General features: G+C 69.3%; 17 protein-coding genes. 11 read left to right on the top strand and 6 right to left on the bottom strand.

Annotated elements, in window-relative coordinates; all coding sequences use genetic code 11:
• The first annotated feature begins 18 nt into the window (after window positions 1-18).
• Genes HMJ39_RS05120 through HMJ39_RS19030 form a run of 8 tightly spaced genes read left to right on the top strand, consistent with a single transcriptional unit; the run spans window position 19 to window position 8,002 of the window.
• Window positions 19-942: a branched-chain amino acid transaminase gene (locus HMJ39_RS05120; protein WP_194296517.1), complete on the top strand. Its 924-nt coding sequence runs from the start codon at window positions 19-21 to the stop codon at window positions 940-942.
• Window positions 943-947: 5 nt separating this feature from the next.
• Window positions 948-2,000 carry a lipopolysaccharide heptosyltransferase II gene (gene waaF / locus HMJ39_RS05115; RefSeq protein ID WP_256244570.1) on the top strand — a complete coding sequence of 351 codons (1,053 nt, stop codon included), beginning with the start codon at window positions 948-950 and terminating at the stop codon, window positions 1,998-2,000.
• Window positions 1,997-2,767, top strand: coding sequence for a lipopolysaccharide kinase InaA family protein (locus HMJ39_RS05110; RefSeq protein WP_194296516.1), 771 nt, complete (start codon window positions 1,997-1,999; stop codon window positions 2,765-2,767). The genes waaF and HMJ39_RS05110 overlap by 4 nt, the downstream gene beginning before the upstream one ends.
• Before the next feature lie 7 nt (window positions 2,768-2,774).
• Window positions 2,775-3,806: a lipopolysaccharide heptosyltransferase I gene (gene waaC / locus HMJ39_RS05105; protein ID WP_194296515.1), complete on the top strand. Its 1,032-nt coding sequence runs from the start codon at window positions 2,775-2,777 to the stop codon at window positions 3,804-3,806.
• A complete protein-coding gene (locus HMJ39_RS05100; protein ID WP_194296514.1) occupies window positions 3,803-4,903 on the top strand; it encodes a glycosyltransferase family 4 protein in 1,101 nt (366 codons plus the stop codon). Before waaC ends, HMJ39_RS05100 begins: the two co-directional genes overlap by 4 nt.
• A complete protein-coding gene (gene rfaP / locus HMJ39_RS05095; protein ID WP_194296513.1) occupies window positions 4,900-5,745 on the top strand; it encodes a lipopolysaccharide core heptose(I) kinase RfaP in 846 nt (281 codons plus the stop codon). Before HMJ39_RS05100 ends, rfaP begins: the two co-directional genes overlap by 4 nt.
• Complete coding sequence (locus HMJ39_RS05090; RefSeq protein WP_194296512.1) at window positions 5,742-6,659, top strand: glycosyltransferase family 2 protein; 918 nt, start codon at window positions 5,742-5,744, stop codon at window positions 6,657-6,659. The genes rfaP and HMJ39_RS05090 overlap by 4 nt, the downstream gene beginning before the upstream one ends.
• Complete coding sequence (locus HMJ39_RS19030) at window positions 6,656-8,002, top strand: protein kinase family protein (protein ID WP_194296511.1); 1,347 nt, start codon at window positions 6,656-6,658, stop codon at window positions 8,000-8,002. Before HMJ39_RS05090 ends, HMJ39_RS19030 begins: the two co-directional genes overlap by 4 nt.
• Here HMJ39_RS19030 and HMJ39_RS05080 read toward each other — a convergent pair.
• From HMJ39_RS05080 to HMJ39_RS05065, 4 genes are all read right to left on the bottom strand, one after another.
• Window positions 7,974-9,212, bottom strand: a complete 1,239-nt coding sequence (locus tag HMJ39_RS05080) for a glycosyltransferase family protein (protein ID WP_194296510.1) — start codon at window positions 9,210-9,212, stop codon at window positions 7,974-7,976. The genes HMJ39_RS19030 and HMJ39_RS05080 overlap by 29 nt on opposite strands.
• A complete protein-coding gene (locus HMJ39_RS05075) occupies window positions 9,199-10,431 on the bottom strand; it encodes an O-antigen ligase family protein (RefSeq protein ID WP_194296509.1) in 1,233 nt (410 codons plus the stop codon). Before HMJ39_RS05075 ends, HMJ39_RS05080 begins: the two co-directional genes overlap by 14 nt.
• Window positions 10,432-10,498: 67 nt before the next feature.
• The gene (gene lpxL, locus HMJ39_RS05070) at window positions 10,499-11,416 is read right to left on the bottom strand and encodes an LpxL/LpxP family Kdo(2)-lipid IV(A) lauroyl/palmitoleoyl acyltransferase (RefSeq protein ID WP_194296508.1); all 918 of its coding nucleotides are present in this window, start codon (window positions 11,414-11,416) and stop codon (window positions 10,499-10,501) included.
• Between the two features lie 3 nt (window positions 11,417-11,419).
• A complete protein-coding gene (locus HMJ39_RS05065) occupies window positions 11,420-12,586 on the bottom strand; it encodes a hypothetical protein (protein ID WP_194296507.1) in 1,167 nt (388 codons plus the stop codon).
• Window positions 12,587-12,730: 144 nt separating this feature from the next.
• Here HMJ39_RS05065 and hldE point away from each other — a divergent pair, with 144 nt between their 5' ends.
• Window positions 12,731-14,158 carry a bifunctional D-glycero-beta-D-manno-heptose-7-phosphate kinase/D-glycero-beta-D-manno-heptose 1-phosphate adenylyltransferase HldE gene (gene hldE, locus HMJ39_RS05060; RefSeq protein ID WP_194296506.1) on the top strand — a complete coding sequence of 476 codons (1,428 nt, stop codon included), beginning with the start codon at window positions 12,731-12,733 and terminating at the stop codon, window positions 14,156-14,158.
• Between the two features lie 16 nt (window positions 14,159-14,174).
• Here hldE and HMJ39_RS05055 read toward each other — a convergent pair whose 3' ends face one another.
• Window positions 14,175-15,206, bottom strand: a complete 1,032-nt coding sequence (locus tag HMJ39_RS05055; protein ID WP_194296505.1) for an imelysin family protein — start codon at window positions 15,204-15,206, stop codon at window positions 14,175-14,177.
• Window positions 15,203-15,886: a histidinol-phosphatase gene (locus tag HMJ39_RS05050; protein WP_194296504.1), complete on the bottom strand. Its 684-nt coding sequence runs from the start codon at window positions 15,884-15,886 to the stop codon at window positions 15,203-15,205. Before HMJ39_RS05050 ends, HMJ39_RS05055 begins: the two co-directional genes overlap by 4 nt.
• Window positions 15,887-16,058: 172 nt before the next feature.
• Between HMJ39_RS05050 and HMJ39_RS05045 the strand changes: the two genes are divergently transcribed.
• Window positions 16,059-16,553, top strand: coding sequence for an RNA pyrophosphohydrolase (locus HMJ39_RS05045; RefSeq protein ID WP_161384650.1), 495 nt, complete (start codon window positions 16,059-16,061; stop codon window positions 16,551-16,553).
• Window positions 16,554-16,585: 32 nt separating this feature from the next.
• The gene (ptsP, locus tag HMJ39_RS05040) at window positions 16,586-18,856 is read left to right on the top strand and encodes a phosphoenolpyruvate--protein phosphotransferase (protein ID WP_161384649.1); all 2,271 of its coding nucleotides are present in this window, start codon (window positions 16,586-16,588) and stop codon (window positions 18,854-18,856) included.
• Window positions 18,857-19,039 lie beyond the last annotated feature (183 nt).

Here is a 19,039-nt window from a genome sequence, read left to right as displayed (position 1 = left end):
ATGAGGAGAGAGACTGCCATGTCCATGGCTGATAGAGACGGTGTTATCTGGTTGGACGGCGAGCTGGTTCCGTGGCGCGACGCCAAGATCCACGTGCTGACCCACACCCTGCATTACGGCATGGGCGCGTTCGAAGGGGTGCGGGCCTACGAAACCGACCGCGGCCCGGCGATCTTCCGCCTCAAGGAACACACCGACCGGCTGTTCAACAGCGCCAAGATCCTGTCCATGAAGATGCCGTTCAGCAAGCAGGAGATCAACGACGCCCAGACCACGGTGATCCGTGAGAACAAGCTGCCGCACGCCTACCTGCGTCCGCTGGTGTTCTACGGCAGCGAGGCCATGGGCCTGCGCGCCAACGGCCTGTCCGTGCACGTCGCCGTGGCCGGCTGGGAATGGCCCTCCTACATGTCGCCGGAAGCGCTGGAACTGGGCATCAAGGTGCGCACCTCCAGCTACACCCGCCACCACGTCAACATCACCATGTGCAAGGCCAAGTCCTCCGGCAGCTACATGAACTCCATGCTGGCGCTCAACGAAGCCCTGTCCGGCGGCGCCGACGAGGCCCTGCTGCTGGACAACGAAGGCTACGTGGCGGAAGGCTCCGGCGAGAACGTGTTCGTGATCCGCGACGGCGTGCTGCACACTCCGGAACTGACCTCCTGCCTGGACGGCATCACCCGCAAGAGCATCATCGAGCTGGCCGAGGAGCGTGGTTACAAGGTCCGTGAGCGCCGCATCACCCGGGACGAGCTGTACATCGCCGACGAGGCCTTCTTCACCGGCACCGCCGCCGAGGTAACCCCGATCCGTGAGCTGGACGGCCGCATCATCGGCGAGGGCAAGCGTGGGCCGATCACCGAGGAACTGCAGTCGGTGTACTTCGATCTGGTGCGCGGCAAGTCCGACCAGCACCAGGACTGGCTCACCTACGTGTCCTGAACCGAGTGACGGATCCGGCGCGCCCACGCATTCTGGTGGTCGGCCCCTCCTGGGTCGGCGACATGGTGATGGCGCAGACGCTGTTCGCCGAGCTAAAGCGGCAGGGCGACTGCGACATCGACGTGCTGGCGCCGGCCTGGTGCCGGCCCCTGCTGTCGCGCATGCCCGAAGTGCGCCGGCCGCTGGATCTGCCGTTCGGCCATGGTGAGCTGAAGCTACGCCAGCGCCGCGCCGAGGGCCGTGCCCTGCGCGGCCGCTACGACCACGCCTATGTGCTGCCCAACTCCCTGAAGTCCGCCTTGTTGCCGTTCTGGGCCCGGGTGCCCAGGCGCACCGGCTGGCGCGGGGAAATGCGCTACGGCCTGCTCAACGACGTGCGCGTGCTGGACAAGGAACGCTACCCGCTCATGGTGCAGCGTTTCGTGGCCCTGGCCCGGGCCGCCGACGGGCCGGTGCCGGCCCTGGACGAGATCCGCCCTCCGCACCTGGAAGTGGACCCGGACGCCGTGGCCGCCGCCCGCGAACAGCACGATCTGGCCGCCGACCGGCCGGTGCTGGGCCTGTGCCCCGGCGCCGAGTTCGGCCCCGCCAAGCGCTGGCCGGAGTACCACTACGCCGCCGTGGCCCGGGACTGGATCGGCAAGGGCGGCCGGGTGTGGCTGTTCGGCTCCGGCAAGGACCGGCCGGTGGCGGACGCCATCATCGCCGATCTGCCCGAAGAGCAACGGGGCGAGGCGCGCATCCTGGCCGGCGCCACCAGCCTGGAGCAGGCGGTGGATCTGCTCTCCGCCACCGATGCCGTGGTCAGCAACGATTCCGGGCTGATGCACATCGCCGCCGCCCTCAACCGGCCTCTTGTCGCGGTGTATGGCTCCACTTCTCCGGGCTTTACGCCGCCGCTCGGCGAACGGGTGGCCATCGAGCGTCTGGGGCTGGACTGTAGCCCCTGTTTCCAGCGCGAGTGCCCCCTGGGCCACCTGAATTGCCTGCGCCAGCTGGAGCCGGGCAGGGTGATCACCGCTCTGCAGGGGGTGAGCGTTGGAGAGAGCCGACCGTGAAATCGCAAAGTTTCATCGCCAGCGACTGGCGTACCGTTCTGCTGACTCTGGGCCTCAATGATCTGGACGCCTGGTGGACGTTGCCGGATGCCGAGCTGGTGGATGAACCCAACCGTCGCTACGGCGGTGAGATGAGCGTTTATCGGGTGCGGCTGGCCGACGCCGAGGGACATCCGCACAGCCTCTACATCAAGCGTCAATGTGATCAGTTGCGCCGCAGCGTGGTTCACCCGCTGCACGGGGAGCCCACCCTGGTAAAGGAGTTCCGTGCCCTGGTGGATTGCCTGAAGCAGGGCGTCCCGGTTGCCCGGCCGTTGTTCTTTGAGAGCCGCATGGCGGCCGACGGGCACTGCTACACGGTGCTGGTGAGCCTGGGGCTGGACGGCTTCGAGAGCCTGGACCGCCTCGACCTCAAGGCGCTTTCGCGGGTGCGGCGCTGGCGGTTGCTGCAGGACGTGGCGGAGGCTCTGCGGTATATGCACAGCCGTGGCATGGCCCATGGCACCCTGTATCCCAAACATATTTTTGTCGCCTGGCGGCCCAGTCTGGGGCGCTTTGATGTACGCTTCATCGATCTGGAAAAGGCGCGCCATTCCGCCGGTGCCGCCCATCGGTTGCGGGACATGGAGAGTCTGTCTCGCCGCAGTCAGGGCGTGAGCCTGCGCGATCGCCTGCGTTTCTTGCGGGCTTACCTGGGCCGGCCCCGGCTGAAGGCCGACGACCGCAGGCTGCTTCGGCAACTGGCCCCGAAAAAGCGGCAATCGTAGACACAGCATGCATGTTCTTCTGATCAAGACGTCGTCCATGGGCGATGTCATCCACACCTTGCCGGCGCTCACCGATGCCGCCGCCGCCTTGCCGGGCCTGCGGGTGGATTGGGTGGTGGAGGCGCCGTTCGCCGATCTGGCCGGTCGCCACCCGGCGGTGGACCGGGTGCTGCCCAGCCGGCTGCGCGAATGGCGCCGCCACCCGCTGCGCGCCCGCCGCAGCGGTGAGTGGGGTCGCTTCAAGGAAGCCCTGCGGGCGCGCCGCTATGACGCCGTTATCGATGCCCAGGGTTTGATCAAGAGCGCCTTCATCACCCGCCTGGCCCACGGGCCCAAGTATGGCCTGGACCGTATCTCCGCCCGCGAGGGCCTGTCAGCCCGGGTGCTCGACCACCCACTGCCCGTGCCCCGTGGCGGTCACGCCGTGACCCGGGTGCGCACCCTGTTCGCCCTGGCCCTGGGCTACCCGCTCCCGGACGACGACCCCGACTACGGCCTGGTCCGCGAGCACACGCCGCGCCCGCTCACCGAGCCCGGCGCCGACCTGGTGTTCTGCCACGGCACCACCTGGCCCACCAAGCATTACCCGGAGGCCTACTGGCGGGCCCTGGCGGAGAAAGCCGCCGCCGCCGGCCACCGGGTGCACCTGCCCTGGGGCAACGACGCGGAGCACGCCCGGGCGGAACGGCTGGCCCGGGACCTGGACGGCGTCACCGTGCTGCCGCGCCTGTCGCTGTCGGCGCTCACCGACAAGCTGCTCAACTGGGACGCCTTCATCGCCGTGGACACCGGCCTGGCCCATCTGGCCGCCGCCGCTGGCCTGCCCGGCGTGGGCCTGTACGGCCCCACCGACCCGCGTCTCACCGGCGTCTGGGGCCCCCGCGCCCGCTCCCTGGCGGCGGAGTTCCCCTGCGCGCCCTGCGTCCAGGAGAAATGCACCTACCGGGGCAGCCTGGGCCAGGGCGTGGAGCCGCCCTGTTTCTCCAGCCTCAAGCCGCACCGGGTCTGGCAGCGCCTGATCGAGGTGAGCGGGCCATGAAGCTGGCGTTCCTGTTGTTCGAGTACTTCCCCTACGGCGGCTTGCAGCGCGACATGCTGGCCATCGCCGAGGCCGCCGAGACGCGCGGCCACCAGGTGACGGTGTTCACCCGCGCCTGGCACGCCGAACGCCCGGCCTCGCCCCGGGTGGAGACCCTGGAGGTGGGCGCGCGCAGCAATCACGGCCGCGACGCCGCCTTCGTGGCGGCGGTTGGGGACCGGCTGGCCGGCTTCGACCGGGTGGTGGGCTTCAACAAGATGCCCGGCCTGGACTGGTACTACGCCGCCGACGGCTGCCTGGCGGCCCGCTACCGGGGGCCGCGTCGCTGGCTGCCGCGCTACCGCAGCAAGCTGGCCATGGAAGCGGCGGTGTTCGACCCGGCGGCGGGCACCGGCGTGCTTTCCATCTCGCCGCTGCAACGGGCCCTCTACCAACGCCATTACGGCACCCCGGACCACCGTTTCGTGGATCTGCCGCCGGGCATCCGCCGGGACCGCGCCCTGCCGGAGGACCATGCCCTGCGCCGCGCCCGCCTGCGCACCGAGGTGGGCATCGGTGAAACCACGCCCATGCTGCTGTTCGTGGGCTCCGGGTTCCGCACCAAGGGGCTGGACCGGGCGATCCGCGCCCTGGCCCGGCTGCCGGAGGAAACCCGCCTGTTCGTGGTCGGCGACGACAACGCCGGGCCCTACCGGCGCCTGGCCCGGCGCCTCAAGGTGGACGACCGGGTGCGCTTCATGGGCGGCCAGGACAACGTGCCCGACTGGCTGTGGTCGGCGGATTTGCTGCTCCACCCCGCCTACGCCGAGAATACCGGTACGGTGCTGCTGGAAGCCGCCGTGGCCGGCCTGCCGGTGCTGACCACCCGCGCCTGCGGCTACGCCGGCTATATCCGTGACGGTGGCCTGGGCCGGGTGCTGGACGACCCGGGCGACGAGGAACTGGCGGCGGCCGCCACCGACCTGCTGGCGCGCCCCCGGGATCACTGGCGGGAACAGGGCCGGCACTTCGCCGCCGACGCCGACATATATGGCCTGGTGGACCGCGCCGTGGACGCCATCGAACAGGACGCCACCGAACAAAAGGAACCGCGATGACCCTTTACCTGCGCGACGACCTGGCCCGGGCCTGGGACGGCCTGGACCCCTTCGAGCAGGCGGCGCGCCAGCGCGGCGATGTGTTCCGCGCCCGCGAGGGCCGGCGCACGCTGCGTTTCGAGGCCGGCGGCCGGCACTATTTCCTCAAGTACCACGCCGGCATCGGCTGGCAGGAAATCTTCAAGAATCTGAGCCAGGCCAAGCTGCCGATTCTGGGGGCCCTGTCCGAGGTGCGCGCCATTCGCGCCCTGGAAAACGCCGGCGTGGCCACCCTCAGCATCGCCGGCTACGGCCAGCGCGGTGGCAACCCGGCCCGGCGCCAATCGTTCCTGGTCACCGATGAGCTGATGCACACCGTCAGCCTGGAAGAGCTGGGCGAGCGCTGGCGCACCGAACCCGGCCCGGCGCCCTTCAAATGGGCGCTGATCCGCCGCGTCGGCGAGATCGCCAAGGCCATGCACGACGCCGGCGTCAATCATCGGGACTTCTACCTGGGGCACTTCCTGATTGCCCGCTCCGCGGTGGAGCGCCACGACGCCACCGCGCCGCTGCATCTGATCGACCTGCACCGCTCCCAGGTGCGTGCCCGGGTACCTCGCCGCTGGCGGGTCAAGGACATCGGTGGCCTGTACTTCTCCACCGCGCGGCTGGGCCTCACCCGCCGCGACCTGCTGCGCTTCGTGCGCGCCTACACCAACATGCCGTTGCGCGACGCCCTGCCGGACAAGGCCCGGCTGCTGGACGCCAGCCGCCACGAAGGCGAGCGCATCTACCGCCGCTACTTCGAAAAGGAGCCGGGTTTCCCGCTGCCGTTCAGCGAACATCCGGGCAAGGACATATGAGCGGCGCCCCCGGTTTCTCCGTCGTCATTCCGGCCTACAACTACGCCCACGTCATCGAACGGGCGCTGGCCTCCGCCGTGGCCCAGGAGTACGCCCCCTTCGAGGTGATCGTGATCAACGACGGTTCCACCGACGACACCGATCGGGTGCTGGCGGAGCTGGCCGGGCGGCTGCCCGGACCGTTCCGGGTGATCGATCAGGCCAACGCCGGCCTGGCGGCGGTGCGCAACCGGGGCCTCAAGGAGGCGCGCCACGACTGGCTGCTGTTCCTGGACGCCGACGACGAACTGTGCCCCGGCGCCCTGGCGCGGCTGGCCGGGACCATCGCCGCCGCGCCGGCGGCGCGGCTGATCATCGGCGGCCACCTGGCCGACGACGGTCGGCGCCGGGATCGCATCACGCCGCCGCCGGTGAGTGACGACCCTCGGCGCAACTTCCGGGCCTACCTGGACAAGACCCTGACGCTCTCCAACGGCGCCTGCGCCATGCACCGGGACCTGTTCGCGCGCACCGCCTACGACCCGGCCCTGCGCCACACCGAGGACCTGCCGGTGTTCGCCCATGTGCTGGCCAACTACCCGGTGGCGGTGAGCCCGGAACCGGTGGCGGTGATCCACAAGCACCCGGACAGCATGCGCCACGATCTGGACGCCGCCCTGGCGGTGGGCATGGATCTGGAAGCGATGATTTTCGATGACAACGGCCTGCCGGCATGGGCCGCCGGCGACCGGCGCCGCTATCGCGCCCGCCGGGCGATTTCCCTGCTCAAACTGGCCGACCGTCACCGCCGCCCGGACCTGGTGCGCCGCTTTTTCCGTGTCGCCCTGCGCGCCGACTGGCGCCAGGCATTGCATCCGCGCTACCTGCGCCGCTATCTTGCCAGCTTCATCCGAGGGACCGGGGACCGGACTTGAACGGCGACGACAATATTCCCACCTACGACGACTGGCGCGAGCTGGCCGGCCGCGACTGGCGCACGGCCGGGCTGTTCACCGTTTCCGTGGGCAGCCGCCCGCTGCGCGCCGAGGCGATCCTGCGCCACCTGCCCGGGCGGCGCCTGGCGGTGCGCGCCCAGTGGCGCGGCGAAACCGTGTTCGCCAAGCTGTTCTTCGCCGGCCACCAGGACGAAGCGCGCCGGGAAGTGGCCCGCCACCGGGAACTGATCGAAGCCGGCCTGGCGGTGCCGGCGCTGCTTTACGAAGGCTTCGACAGCCATGGCGCCGTGCTGGTCACCGACTGGGTGTCCGGCCAGTCCGGCCAGGCGGCCCTGCGCGGCGAGCAGGGCGTGGCGCTCGGCGAGGACCTGCTGGACAGTTTGTTCAGCCTTTACCAGGCCGGCCTGCGCCAGCTCGATCTGCACCTGGACAACTTCCTGTACGACGGAGAACGCTTCCTGGTCATCGACGCCGGCGAGATGGCGCCCCTGCCCGGCGGCCTGCGCGCCGAGCCGGCGATCCTCGACAACCTGGCGCTGTTCTGTGCCCAGCTGCCCCTGGATCTTCGCGACGCCCTGATGGAGAAGGTCGCCGAGCGCCTGCGCCGCACCGGCATCAGCCCGGCGCCGCTGGCCGCCATGGTGCGACGGCGCAGCAACCGCCGGCTGAGCAGCGCGATGAGAAAGTGGCGCCGGGAATCCTCCGCCATTGGTGTGTGGAGCGAAAACGACGAGGACTGGTTGTACCGCCGCGCCCTGGCCGACGACGAGCGCGATGCCCTCGCCGACGCGCTCCGCGAGCCGGCGTCGTTGCCGAGCATCAAGCAAGGCAGCCGCATCAGCGTGTACGGTGACGACCGCTGGATCATCAAGCATTACCGGGAAACCGGCTGGAAGGCCCGCCTGCGGCGCTGTTTCTTCCGCGGGCGCGGTGACGTGTCCTGGGTGATGGGCTGGACCTGGGCCCTGCTCGGCGTGCCCACGCCGCGCCCGGTGATGCTGCGCCGCTGCCCGGACGGCCAGGCGGTGATCGCCTTCCCGCGCCTGCCCGGCGAGCCGCTCAGCCGGCTCATGGAGGAGCAACGGGAACGGGCCGTGCGGGTGGCCCCCACCGTGCTGTTGTGGCTGGACCGGCTGCACCGCACCGGTTTCTGGCACGGCGACACCAAGGCTCAGAACGTGCTGGTGGACGACGCCGACGCGCCCGCCTTCATCGACCTGGACGGCGCCGGCTTCAGCCCCTGGCGGCGCCGCGCGGCGCGCAAAGGCGCCCGGGAACGCCGCCGCTTCGAGGCTAACTGGTCGCAGTTTTCCGAGCGGTAAGCTCGGCGGCGCGCGCCTCGGGCAGAGACGCGGCGGGCGCCGGAGGGCGGCCCTCGACCAGGGTCATGATGGTTTCCGCCAGGCTCGCCACCGGCTGCTCGCGGTACTCGATATGGTGTCCGGCGAAGGCGGCCAGGGTGGCCGCCCAATCCGCCGCGCCGCCGTCCAGTGACGCCATCGCCGCCTCCAGCCCCTTCTGGTCCGTCACTCGGGGCACGCCGAAGCGTTCGCACTCGAAGTAATCCCGGTGCTGCCCGAGCACGATGACCGGCACGCCGGCAACGGCGCAGTCGATGATGGCGGTGGTATAGCCGCTCCAGACCGCAGCGATCGACGCCATTGCCTCGCTCAGGGATTCCCCCTCCGGCCGCAGGCGGACCGCCGCATTGTCCGCCGCCCAGGTCCGCCAGGGCTGGCCGCTGCCCCGGGGGTGCGGGCGAACCCAGAGCGTCCAGTCCGGGTGAGCCGCCAGCCATTGGCGGGCCAGTTCGCAACTGTGCCGGTAGCCGTCGCTGTCCTCCTCGTCCGGGCCGGCGCCAAGAAACAACAGCGCCTTTGATGGGGCGGTGGCCGGCGTGCGCGGCGCGGGCAGCGGGAAATAGGGGCCCGCGAACAGCACGTCGGTGCGGCCGAACCCGGGCTCGCCACGGCACAGATACTCCAGGGAACTGTTGCCGAACACCGCGTAATAGTCGAAATCGTGAAAGCGCAGCTTGCTGGACTGGTCGCTGAGGATGCCATGGGCCAGATGCAGAACGCGGGTTTCCGGGGGGCGGAAGGCGCGCAGGAAGGTGCTCACCGGCCAGCCGTTGCGTTCGGTGAGGATCACCGGGGCCCGGTACCGCGCCAACAGATCGGCGGCCCGGGCGGCGCTGGTGTACAGCGGCGCCGGGACCGGCCGTGGCGGTGGCCGCAGGTGGCGGCGGCGCAACGCCGCGCGGTCGTCCCCGGCCACGGTTTCCTCGACACGCAATCCGGCCCGGCGCAGGGCCTCCAGCAAGGCGTTCTTGCGGCCCTGGCGGCGGGATTTCTCGGACGGATGAATCAACAGCACGTCACAGTGAGTCGGCGCGCCGTGATCGCGCCGTGCCCGCAACCGTGCCCGCAGGCCGCGCAGGCTCTCGCGCAGCCACCAGACGGCGCGGTCCAGCCGCGACCGGCGATCGGTCAGATGGCGTTGCAGTGCCTTGAAGTGTTCACTCTCGCGCATCCGCGTGCCCGTCTCCCGGCGGTGTGGGTCGGGCCCGCTGGTCTCGCTGCGTGCAGGCGACCAGCAGGGCCATGGGAATCCAAACGCTGGGCCAATTGTACATAAAGGGCGTATAGGGATGGACGCCGTCGAACAGCACCGCGGTGAGGCCGGTGGCCAGCGCCGCCAGGGCCAGATGGGCCCGGTGCTCACCACGCAGGCTACGCAAGGCGGCGGGCAGCCAGATCAGGGTCCACAGCAGCAGCCCGGCGAAGCCCAGGTAATACAGCAGCGACAGGTAATAGTTGTGCGGGTGGCTGTACACATCCGGCTTGCCGTTGTCCGGTCGGATGATGTGGATGTCCGGCATCTCGCCGGCCATGGCATGGCCGAGAACCGGGTGCTCGGTGATGGCGTGCCAGGTTTCGGTCCAGATCGCGAAGCGGTTGCTGGCGCCCCGTTCCATGATGATGTCCGGGCTGATCACGAAGATCGACCCGATGATCACGCCGACCAGCACCAGCGGCACGATCAGCTTTTTCTTCAGGGTGACCAGCGGCAGGATCAGGCAGCCCGCCACCAGGGCCACCAGGGTGGAGCGGCGCTGATTGGCGATCAGGTAGACGACGATCATCAGCGTGGCGGCATAGGGAGCGAGCCGTACCATCAGGCTCCGTGGCAGGCGGGACGCGGCCAGGAAGGCGAAGAACGGCAACGTCACGAAGTACATGCTGGCGTACAACTGGTTGGTGGACAACGTGATGAACCGGTTGATGTGGAACACCTCGAAGTTGCCGTAAAGCTGGCTCGAGAACGGCCGGTCGACAATGAAGTAGTAGCAGTAGAAGTCCACCATCGCCACCAGGGCGCCGAACAGGATACCCAGCAGCAAGGCGCGCCAGAACAGGGTGGCATGGGTACGCAGGATCGCCTGGCTGAAGGCGAACAGCGTGAAGATCTGGAAGAAGGCGCGGGTGAAGCGGGTGAGGTTGGGTTGATCGGCGAAGAAGGTGGAGACCGTGGCGAACACCAGGAACACCAGCAGCCAAAGGTTGCGCTTGAGGAAGCCGAGCACATCGTCCAGATGCACCCGCGCCGCGTAGATGAACGCCGGCACGAAGAACAGGGCGTCGAGTACGTTAAGCAGCCTGGGGCGGCGGTCGAACATCAATAAACCGCCAAAGAACAGGCAGAACGACACCGTCATCCACACCAGCAGCAGTTTTTCTTTTCTAGTCATTCAGGAACTCCATGGGAGTTAGCGGGCTCGGTCGTTCAGTGCCTGTCATGGCCATACTTTTGTTATGTCAGGCGCGGTAGGGGGAGCGCCCGTCCGGTTGGTGCTTGAAGCGCTTGTGCACCCACAGGTACTGCTCCGGGTGCTTGCGCACATAGTGTTCGATGGTGCGGTTGATGCGCGCGGTATCCGCCTCGTCGTCGCCGCCCGGGAAATCCTCCAGGGGCGCGCCGAACTCGATTTCGTAGCGTCCCCCGGGCAGCCGGTAATGAGCGCACGGGATGACCACCGCCTTGCCCATTTTGGCGATGCGGCTGGTGGCGGTGATGGTGGCCGCCGGCACGCCGAAAAAGGGCACGAACACCGCGTGCCGGGTGCCGTAGTCCTGGTCCGGCGCATACCAGACCACTTCGCCCTGGCGCAGCAGTCGCACTGTCTGGCGCAGGTCGTTGCGGTCCACGGAATGGTTCACCCAGGCGCCCCGCCCCTCGGAGATCAGCTTATCCAGCAGGGGGTTGTCGTTGGGACGATAGACCACGCTGAAGCGAAAGAATTTCCCCAGCAGGCGGCTGCCCACATCGATGGAATTGAAGTGCATGCCCAGCAGCAGCACGCCCTGGCCTTCGGCGCGGGCGGCTTCCAGGTGTTCCAGGCCGGTGACGGTGAGGCGCTTGCCCAGGTCGATGCGCTGGTTATGGAAACTGCCGGCCATTTCCAGGATCGCCTCGCCGGTGCTGATCATCACCTGGCGCGCCAGGCGCTCGCGTTCCGCCTCGGAGCGTTCCGGGAAGCACAGCTTCAGGTTGATCAGCGTGACCCGGCGCCGGTCCCGGGCCAGATACCAGGCCAGTCGGCCCAGGCCCCGTCCAGCGGCCAGCAGCAGGTCCCAGGGCAGCTGGCCGATCAGCCAGAACAGTGCCAGCCCCAGGCGTGTGGGCCACAGGCGCGGGTCGGCGGGATGCGCGGAGCGTTGGCGGCGCTTACCCATGCGTTAGCGGAGCGGCGGAAGCCGCGAGTCGCGGTGGCTGAGGCTGGCCAGCATCAGACCCAGAGGCAGCCACAGGCACATCCAGCTGGGGTGGAAAGGCACCAGCAGGTAGGCGCCGGCGCTGAGCATGGTGAGCAGGCCGGGCAGCAGGCTGACCAGGAAGACGGCGCCTTCGCGGTGCTTCTGGTCGCTGTCCGGCAGGTTCCAGGCGGGCACCGCCCAGGCGGCGAGAAACAGGACCAGGCCGATCAGGCCTGTGCTGTGGATCACCGCCAGCAGAATGTTGTTGGGGTGGGGCAGCACGCGCAGGCCCTCGGGAATGCCCTCCAGCAGGGAATCGCCGCCTTCCTGGCTGAAGCCGTTGCCGAAGATCGGGTGGCTGAAATACATCTGAGCCTGGCGCAGCACCTCGAAGTCCAGCGCCAGGTACAGGGCGACGGCGCCGGCCAGGGCCGCCAGCAGGCGCTGGCCGTAGCGCAGCAGCACCCAGCCCAGGGCCATCACCAGCAGCATGATGCCGGTGTGGGGCTGCACCGCCACCAGGAAGGTGAAGCCCACCAGGGCGCCGGCGCCCCGGCGCGCGCCCTTGGGCGTGAAGCCCTCGTCCAGGGCCTGGGCGAGCAGAATGAACGACGGCGCCACCAGCCCCATGGTGCTGATCAGCGGCCCGGGCTGGGGCAGGTTGAAGATCAGGCTGGCGGGCTCGCTGAACAGCGGGCTGTCCAGGGGCTGAATGGTGTAATAGCTGACCATGATCACCGCCAGTACCACCATGGCGGTCATGGCGCCATTGGCCAGGGACAGCTTCAGGGTATTGCGGTAATAAAGGTGCAGCCAGCGCAGCATGCCCACCAGGATCACCACCTGGACCACCGCGCGCACCGTGCGCGAGGCGTTCACGTCCTCGGCCCACAGCATGGTCAACAGGGTCCAGCCCAGAAAGGCGTACAGTGGCGCCAGCCAGGGGTCCAGCAGCAGCTTGCGGTCACCGCTCACCAAAGCGCGGGTGAGCAGCGTCAGGGAGGGCACGAAGAACAGCACGTCGACCACGTTGAGCAGGGCCACCCGGGAGTGGAACAGGAAGGGGCCGGTGAACATCACCGCGAAGGAGACCGTCAGCCACAGTCTCAACCATCTGCCCTGCTGCGCGTTGTGGCGCAATGCCGTCATAGAGTTCCGTCCCGTTCGATATGCAACAACCGGCCGGCGCGGCGCGCCCGCGTCGGCGAGCGGGAAAGTGTACTCAGCCCGGCTGCCCGCATCCACCGCTATGCTACACTTCGCGGCTATCATGAGCCTAGATGGAGTAGGGCGATGCCCAACCTGGAGATCCCTCCGTTCGGCCAGGCGCGGGTCCTGGTGGCCGGCGATGTCATGCTCGACCGCTACTGGCACGGGCCCACCGGCCGCATCTCGCCGGAAGCCCCGGTGCCGGTGGTGCGCGTCACCGACCTGGAGGATCGTCCCGGCGGCGCCGCCAACGTGGCCCTGAACATGGCCGCCCTGGGCGCCCGCGCCGAGCTGGTGGGCGTCACCGGCGACGACGAAGCCGCCGGCATTCTGCAGGAGCGCCTGGCCGCCGCCGACGTGACCTGCGATTTCCAGAAGGTGGCGGGCCTGCCCACCATCACCAAGCTGCGGGTGGTGAGCCGCCAGCAGCAACTGCTGCGGCTGGATTTCGAGGAATCCTTTCTGGATCAGGACCCGGCGCCCTTCGCCGAGCGGGTGGGCGCGCGCCTGGCCGGCTGCGGCGCTCTGGTGCTGTCCGACTACGCCAAGGGCGCCCTGCGTGACTGCCCGGGGCTGATCCGGCTGGCCCGGGAGGCCGGCGTGCCGGTGCTGGTGGACCCCAAGGGCAGCGATTTCGAGCGTTACCGGGGCGCCACCCTGCTGACCCCCAATCTGTCCGAGTTCGAGGCGGTGGTGGGCCCGGTGCCCGATGAGAAGACCCTGGCGGAGAAAGGCCAGACGCTGATGGCGGAGCTGGACCTGGAGGCGTTGCTGGTGACCCGCAGCGAGCGCGGCATGACCCTGCTGCGCGCCGGCCAGCCGGAACGCCACCTGCCCACCCATGCCCGTGAGGTGTTCGACGTCACCGGCGCCGGCGACACGGTGATTTCCACCCTGGCGGTGGCCCTGGCCGCCGGCGCGCCCCTGGAGGACGCCGTGGCCCTGGCCAACATCGCCGCCGGCATCGTGGTCGGCAAGCTGGGCACCGCCGTGGTCAGCGCCCCGGAGCTGCGCCGGGCGGTGCATCAGACCGGCGGCCCGGGGCGCGGCGCCATGACCGAGGAGCAGCTGCTGCTGGCCATCGAGGACGCCCGCGCCCAGGGTGAGACCATCGTGTTCACCAACGGCTGCTTCGACATCATCCACGCCGGCCATGTGGGCTACCTGGATTCCGCCCGCCGTCTGGGCGACCGGCTGGTGCTGGCGGTGAACAGCGACGAATCGGTAAAGCGGCTGAAAGGCCCGGGCCGGCCGATCAACCCGCTGGAGCGGCGCATGGCGGTGCTGGCGGCCCTGGAGGCGGTGGATTACGTGGTGGCGTTCGACACCGACACCCCGGAGCCGCTGCTGGAGAAGATCAAACCGGACGTGCTGGTGAAAGGCGGCGACTACACCGTGGACCAGGTGGTGGGCGCGCCCATCGTGCAGGCCCATGGCGGCCGGGTCGAGGTGCTTGACTTCGCCGAGAACATCTCCACCACCCACATCGTGCAGCGCATACGGGGCGAGTGATCGCCCACTTCGGCGTCTAGCCGCGAATCGCGGCGGCGGGGCCGCCGGTGCCGCTGCCGTTGTTCTGGCTCAGCCAGGCTCGCAGTGGCGCCCAGTCGTTCTCTTCCACGGCTTGATCCAGGGCCGCCTGAAAGCCGGGCTCGGCGTTTTCCAGTGCCCCGCGCAGCGGCCCGTTGGCCTCCGCGGCGAGCTGTTCCAGGGTGGCCGCGGGCTGGGCCGCGTCGATGATCTCGATGCTGCGCGCTGGCAGGTACAGGCCCGCCTCCGGGTCGGTGGCGCCGCGCTGGCTCTCCAGGGTCGCCAGGCGCCGGTCGAGCCGCTCCAGGGCGCATTGCAGCGCCACCGCCCCCACCGGAGCGTCACCGGAAAGCGCCGCCAGATCCCCGGCAAGCTGGTCGGCGGCCAGGCGCAGGTAGGTCCGCCGGCGGGCCGGCGCGTCCACCGCCGGAGGCGCTTCGCCACCGTCCCCGGCGGCGGCCGGGGTGGCGGAGCCGGCCTGGAAATCCGCCGGCTGGCGCGGCGCGTCCGGCACGCCGGACACCAGCAAACGCAGGGGCTGAAAGCCCAGGGCCACCTCGCCGTCGGTGGTGGCGCCCTGCTGCCGGCGCAGGCTGGCGGCGGTCAGTTCCAGGGCCGGATCGTTGACGATGCCGGAATCCGGCCAGGCGGGCAGGCCGTCCACGTAGGCCGGATAGAAGGGCCAGGCGTCCAGGCGCGTCAGGCGGTCCCCGGCGCCGTTCTGGCAGGCGTTCGCGGCCAGCGCCAGCCAGTGCCGGTTAAAGGTCCGGTAGAGCCCTTCCCAGGCCCCCTGGGCGGTGGCCAGGGTGTCGGCGTCCGGCTGCTCGAGCAGGGCGTCCAGGGCTTCCTCCCAGGCGCGTTGCCGCTCGGTGAGGGCACCGGCGCCGTCGGCGTCGCTCAGTGATATCGCGTCCGCGCCGGCGCCGTCCGGGGCCGCGTCTTCCGGCGCGGCGGGGGCCGGGCTCTCCTGCTGGGGCGCGTCGCAGGCCGCCAGGGCCAGCGCCAGGGCCAGGACCGGCAGCCGTTTCACGAGGCCGCTCCGGCGTCGGCCTGGTCGCGCAGCGACAGGATCGGCCAGCCGCGCTCCCGGGCGGCCCGCGCCAGGGTCGGGTCCGGGTCCACCGCCACTGGGTTGTCCACCTTGCCAAGCAGCGGCAGGTCGTTGTGGGAGTCGCTGTAGAACCAGCTGCCCGCCAGGCTCTCGCCGTGGTCGCCCAGCCAGTGGGCGAGGCGCTCCACCTTGCCTTCCCGGTAGCTGGGCACGCCGGCCACCCGGCCGGTGTAAAGGCCGTCGCCGTCGCGCTCCGCGCGGGTGGCGATCAGGTGCGGCACGCCCAGCCGCTCGGCGATGGGCGCGGTGATGAAGTCGTTGGTGGCGGTGATGATCATCAGGGTATCGCCGCGCGCGCGGTGCTCGGCCACCAGGGCCTCGGCGCGGGGCAGCCAGAGGGCGTCGATGACCTCCTTCAGGAAGGCCTGGCGCAGGGCGTCCAGCTCGTCCAGCGGACGGCCCTTGAGTTCCGAGAGCACGAACTCCTGGTAAGCGAAGATGTCCAGACTGCCGTCCAGGTAATCCTGGTAGAAGCGGTCGTTGGCGGCCTGGTAGCGCTCGCCGTCCACCTCGCCACGGCGGACCAGGAAGTCCCCCCACTGATGGTCGGAATCGCCGGCGATCAGCGTGTTGTCGAGGTCGAAAATGGCCAGTGTCATGCAAGGGGCTCCCGGTATTCGCGTGCGCGCCGTAGCTTACCAGAGGCGCCCGGGGAAGGCAGTCGATTGATTGGCGCCGGGCCGACAAGGTTTAATGGCAATATTGCGCGCCTGTACGGCTGGGTTCGGCGGTTTCTCGCCAGCCCCGTGCCGCGCCATGGGATTGAAGGCAATGACAGGCATCATCGACGAGAAAGGATATCGGCTCAACGTTGGCATCGTGATCGCCGGCCCGGATGGCCGGGTGTTCTGGGGCCGCCGCATCGGCAACCGGGACGCCTGGCAGTTTCCCCAGGGCGGCATGATGCCCGGCGAAAGCCCCGAGGACACCCTGTTCAGGGAGCTGGAAGAGGAAACCGGCCTGCTGCGTGAGCACGTCAGCGTGCTCGCCACCACGGAGGGATGGCTGACCTACCGTCTGCCACGCCGCTTCCTGCGTCCGCCGCGTAACCGCCCGGTGTGCATCGGCCAGCGCCAGAAGTGGTTCCTGCTGCGCCTGGACGCCGAGGACGAGGCCATCGACCTGGGGCGCTCGCCGGCGCCGGAGTTCCAGGACTGGCGCTGGGTCAATTACTGGTACCCGATCCGCAAGGTGGTGCACTTCAAACGCGGCGTCTACGCCCGGGCGCTCAGGGAACTGGCACCGGCCTTGCGTGGCCGTCGCTAGCGACCCCGGACATCGAAAGGAGAACAACGCCCATGCTCGACACCCTGCGGCGCATCGTACAGGAAGTGAACAACGCGCCGGACATCCGCTCCGCCCTGGACCTGATGGCCCAGCGGGTGCGCGATGCCATGGGCACCGAGGTGTGTTCCATCTACCTGCGGGACAACACCGAGGAACGTTACGTGCTGATGGCCTCCGAGGGCCTCAAGCGCGAGGCGGTGGGCCGGGTCAGCCTGGGGTTCTCCGAGGGGCTGGTGGGGCAGGTGGGGCTGCGCGAGGAGCCCATCAACCTGGAGGACGCCTTCGCCCACCCCAAATTCCATTACCTGGCCGAGACCGGCGAGGACCCCTTCCACGCCTTCCTGGGCGTGCCGGTGATGCACCACGGCGAGGTGCTCGGCATCCTGGTGGTGCAGCAGCGCGACGCGCGCCGCTTCGATCAGAGCGAGGAAGCCTTCCTGGTCACCATCTCCGCCCAGCTGTCGGCGGTGATCGCCCACGCCCACGCGTCCGGGGTGCTGTTCGACCAGTTGGACGCCCACGAGGACCTGCCCAGCTTCCACGATGGCCAGCCTGGAGCCTCCGGCGCCGCCATCGGCACCGGCGTGCTGCTGTTCCCGGAGGCGGACCTGTCCGCGGTGCCGGACCGGGAACCGGAGGACATCAGCGCCGAAATCGCCCTGCTCGACGAGGCCCTGGTGCGGGTGCGCCAGGAAATCCGCGACCTGGCGGAGCGGGCCAAGACCAGCCTGGGCGCCGAGGAGCAGGCCCTGTTCGACGTTTACCTGCGCATGCTCGACCGCCACGCCCTGCCCGCCGAGGTGGTGGCGCGCATTCGCGAGGGCCACTGGGTGCAGGGTGCCCTGCGCATGGTGGTGGACGCCCACGTGCACAATTTCGAGATGATGGACGATCCCTACCTGCGGGAACGGGCCGCCGACGTGCGCGACCTGGGCCGGCGGGTGCTCGGGCAGCTGCAAAGCCGCAGCCGCCGGCGCATCACCTTCCCGGAGCACTGCATCCTGCTGGGCGACGACGTGTCCGCGCCGATGCTCATGGAGCTGCCCCAGGAGAACATCGTCGGCATCGCCACCACGCGCGGCTCGCGCAACTCGCACATGGCCATCGTCGCCCGCGCCATGGGCATTCCCACCGTGGTGGGCGCCCAGAACCTGCCGCTCAAGAAGCTGGACGGCAAGGAGCTGATCGTCGATGGTTTCCGCGGGCGGGTGATCGCCAACGCCTCCGCGGAGCTCAAGGAGCAGTTCCAGGACATCATCGCCGAGGAACGCCACCTGCTGGCGGGCCTGGAAAAACTTCGCGACCTGCCGGCGGAAACCGAGGACGGCCAGCGCATCCGCCTGCAGGTGAACACCGGCCTGATGACCGACATCAACCGCTCCATCGAGCGCGGCGCCGAAGGCGTGGGCCTGTACCGCACCGAGATTCCCTTCATGGTGCGCGACCGCTTCCCCTCGGAGGAAGAGCAGCGTCTGATTTACCGCGAGCAGCTGTCCGCCTTCGCTCCGCACCCGGTCACCATGCGCACCCTGGACGTGGGCGGCGACAAGGCGCTCAGCTACTTCCCCATCGAGGAGGAAAACCCCTTCCTCGGCTGGCGCGGCATCCGCCTTACCCTGGACCACCCGGAAATCTTCATCGTGCAGGTGCGCGCCATGCTGAAGGCCGCCGAGGGGCTGGATAACCTGCGCATCATGCTGCCCATGATCACCAGCGTGATCGAGGCCGAGGAGGCCCAGCATCTGATTCATCGCGCCTGGCTGGAAGTGCGCGAGGAAGGGGTGGACGTGGCCATGCCGCCGGTGGGCGTGATGATCGAGGTGCCCGCCTCGGTGTACCAGGCCCGGGCCCTGGCCCAGCGGGTGGATTTTCTGTCCGTGGGCACCAACGACCTGACCCAGTACCTGCTGGCGGTGGACCGTAATAACCGCCAGGTGTCCGACCTCTATAACTCCTGCCATCCGGCGGTGTTGCACGCCCTGCTGCACGTGGTCGAGCAGGCTCACGAAGAGGGCAAGCCGGTGTCGGTGTGCGGCGAAATGGCCGGCGATCCGAGCACCGCCCTGCTGCTGCTGGCCATGGGCTACGACACCCTGTCCATGAACGCCTCCAACCTGCTGCGGGTGAAGGCGGCGGTGCGCCAGGTGAACATGGGCTTCCTGCGCCGGCTGCTCAACGAGGTGCTGGCCATGGACAACGGCGAGGTGATCGCTTCCTACCTGGATCTGCAGCTCACCAAGGTGGGTCTGGGCGACCTGATCCGCCACCGCAAGGCCGCCTGAAAGAACCGCCGCCAAATTGCCCGGTAGGAGCGACTGGGCGGCACCCCGCTTCAGTCGCGATACGGCGACCGATGGTGGCACGCTCGATCGCGGCTAAAGCCGCTCCTTGTATGTTCGATCTGGAGATTTAGGTAAGGTTTAGCCCGGTTACCGGGGAGGCCGTTCGCTCCTGGAAGCAGCGCA

Source organism: Alloalcanivorax profundimaris (genome assembly GCF_015265435.1).
Lineage (GTDB): Bacteria > Pseudomonadota > Gammaproteobacteria > Pseudomonadales > Alcanivoracaceae > Alloalcanivorax > Alloalcanivorax profundimaris.
Note: the sequence above shows the minus strand (reverse complement) of the source record. Positions and strands in the feature narration are given on the sequence as shown.

Coding starts and splice junctions, on each gene's coding strand:
- HMJ39_RS05050 (WP_194296504.1), bottom strand. CDS start 15,886: ATGACACTGGCCATTTTCGACCTCGACAACACGCTGATCGCCGGCGAT.
- rfaP (WP_194296513.1), top strand. CDS start 4,900: ATGACCCTTTACCTGCGCGACGACCTGGCCCGGGCCTGGGACGGCCTG.
- HMJ39_RS05075 (WP_194296509.1), bottom strand. CDS start 10,431: ATGACTAGAAAAGAAAAACTGCTGCTGGTGTGGATGACGGTGTCGTTC.
- HMJ39_RS05090 (WP_194296512.1), top strand. CDS start 5,742: ATGAGCGGCGCCCCCGGTTTCTCCGTCGTCATTCCGGCCTACAACTAC.
- HMJ39_RS05065 (WP_194296507.1), bottom strand. CDS start 12,586: ATGACGGCATTGCGCCACAACGCGCAGCAGGGCAGATGGTTGAGACTG.
- hldE (WP_194296506.1), top strand. CDS start 12,731: ATGCCCAACCTGGAGATCCCTCCGTTCGGCCAGGCGCGGGTCCTGGTG.
- lpxL (WP_194296508.1), bottom strand. CDS start 11,416: ATGGGTAAGCGCCGCCAACGCTCCGCGCATCCCGCCGACCCGCGCCTG.
- waaC (WP_194296515.1), top strand. CDS start 2,775: ATGCATGTTCTTCTGATCAAGACGTCGTCCATGGGCGATGTCATCCAC.
- HMJ39_RS05120 (WP_194296517.1), top strand. CDS start 19: ATGTCCATGGCTGATAGAGACGGTGTTATCTGGTTGGACGGCGAGCTG.
- HMJ39_RS05080 (WP_194296510.1), bottom strand. CDS start 9,212: ATGCGCGAGAGTGAACACTTCAAGGCACTGCAACGCCATCTGACCGAT.
- HMJ39_RS05100 (WP_194296514.1), top strand. CDS start 3,803: ATGAAGCTGGCGTTCCTGTTGTTCGAGTACTTCCCCTACGGCGGCTTG.
- ptsP (WP_161384649.1), top strand. CDS start 16,586: ATGCTCGACACCCTGCGGCGCATCGTACAGGAAGTGAACAACGCGCCG.
- HMJ39_RS05045 (WP_161384650.1), top strand. CDS start 16,059: ATGACAGGCATCATCGACGAGAAAGGATATCGGCTCAACGTTGGCATC.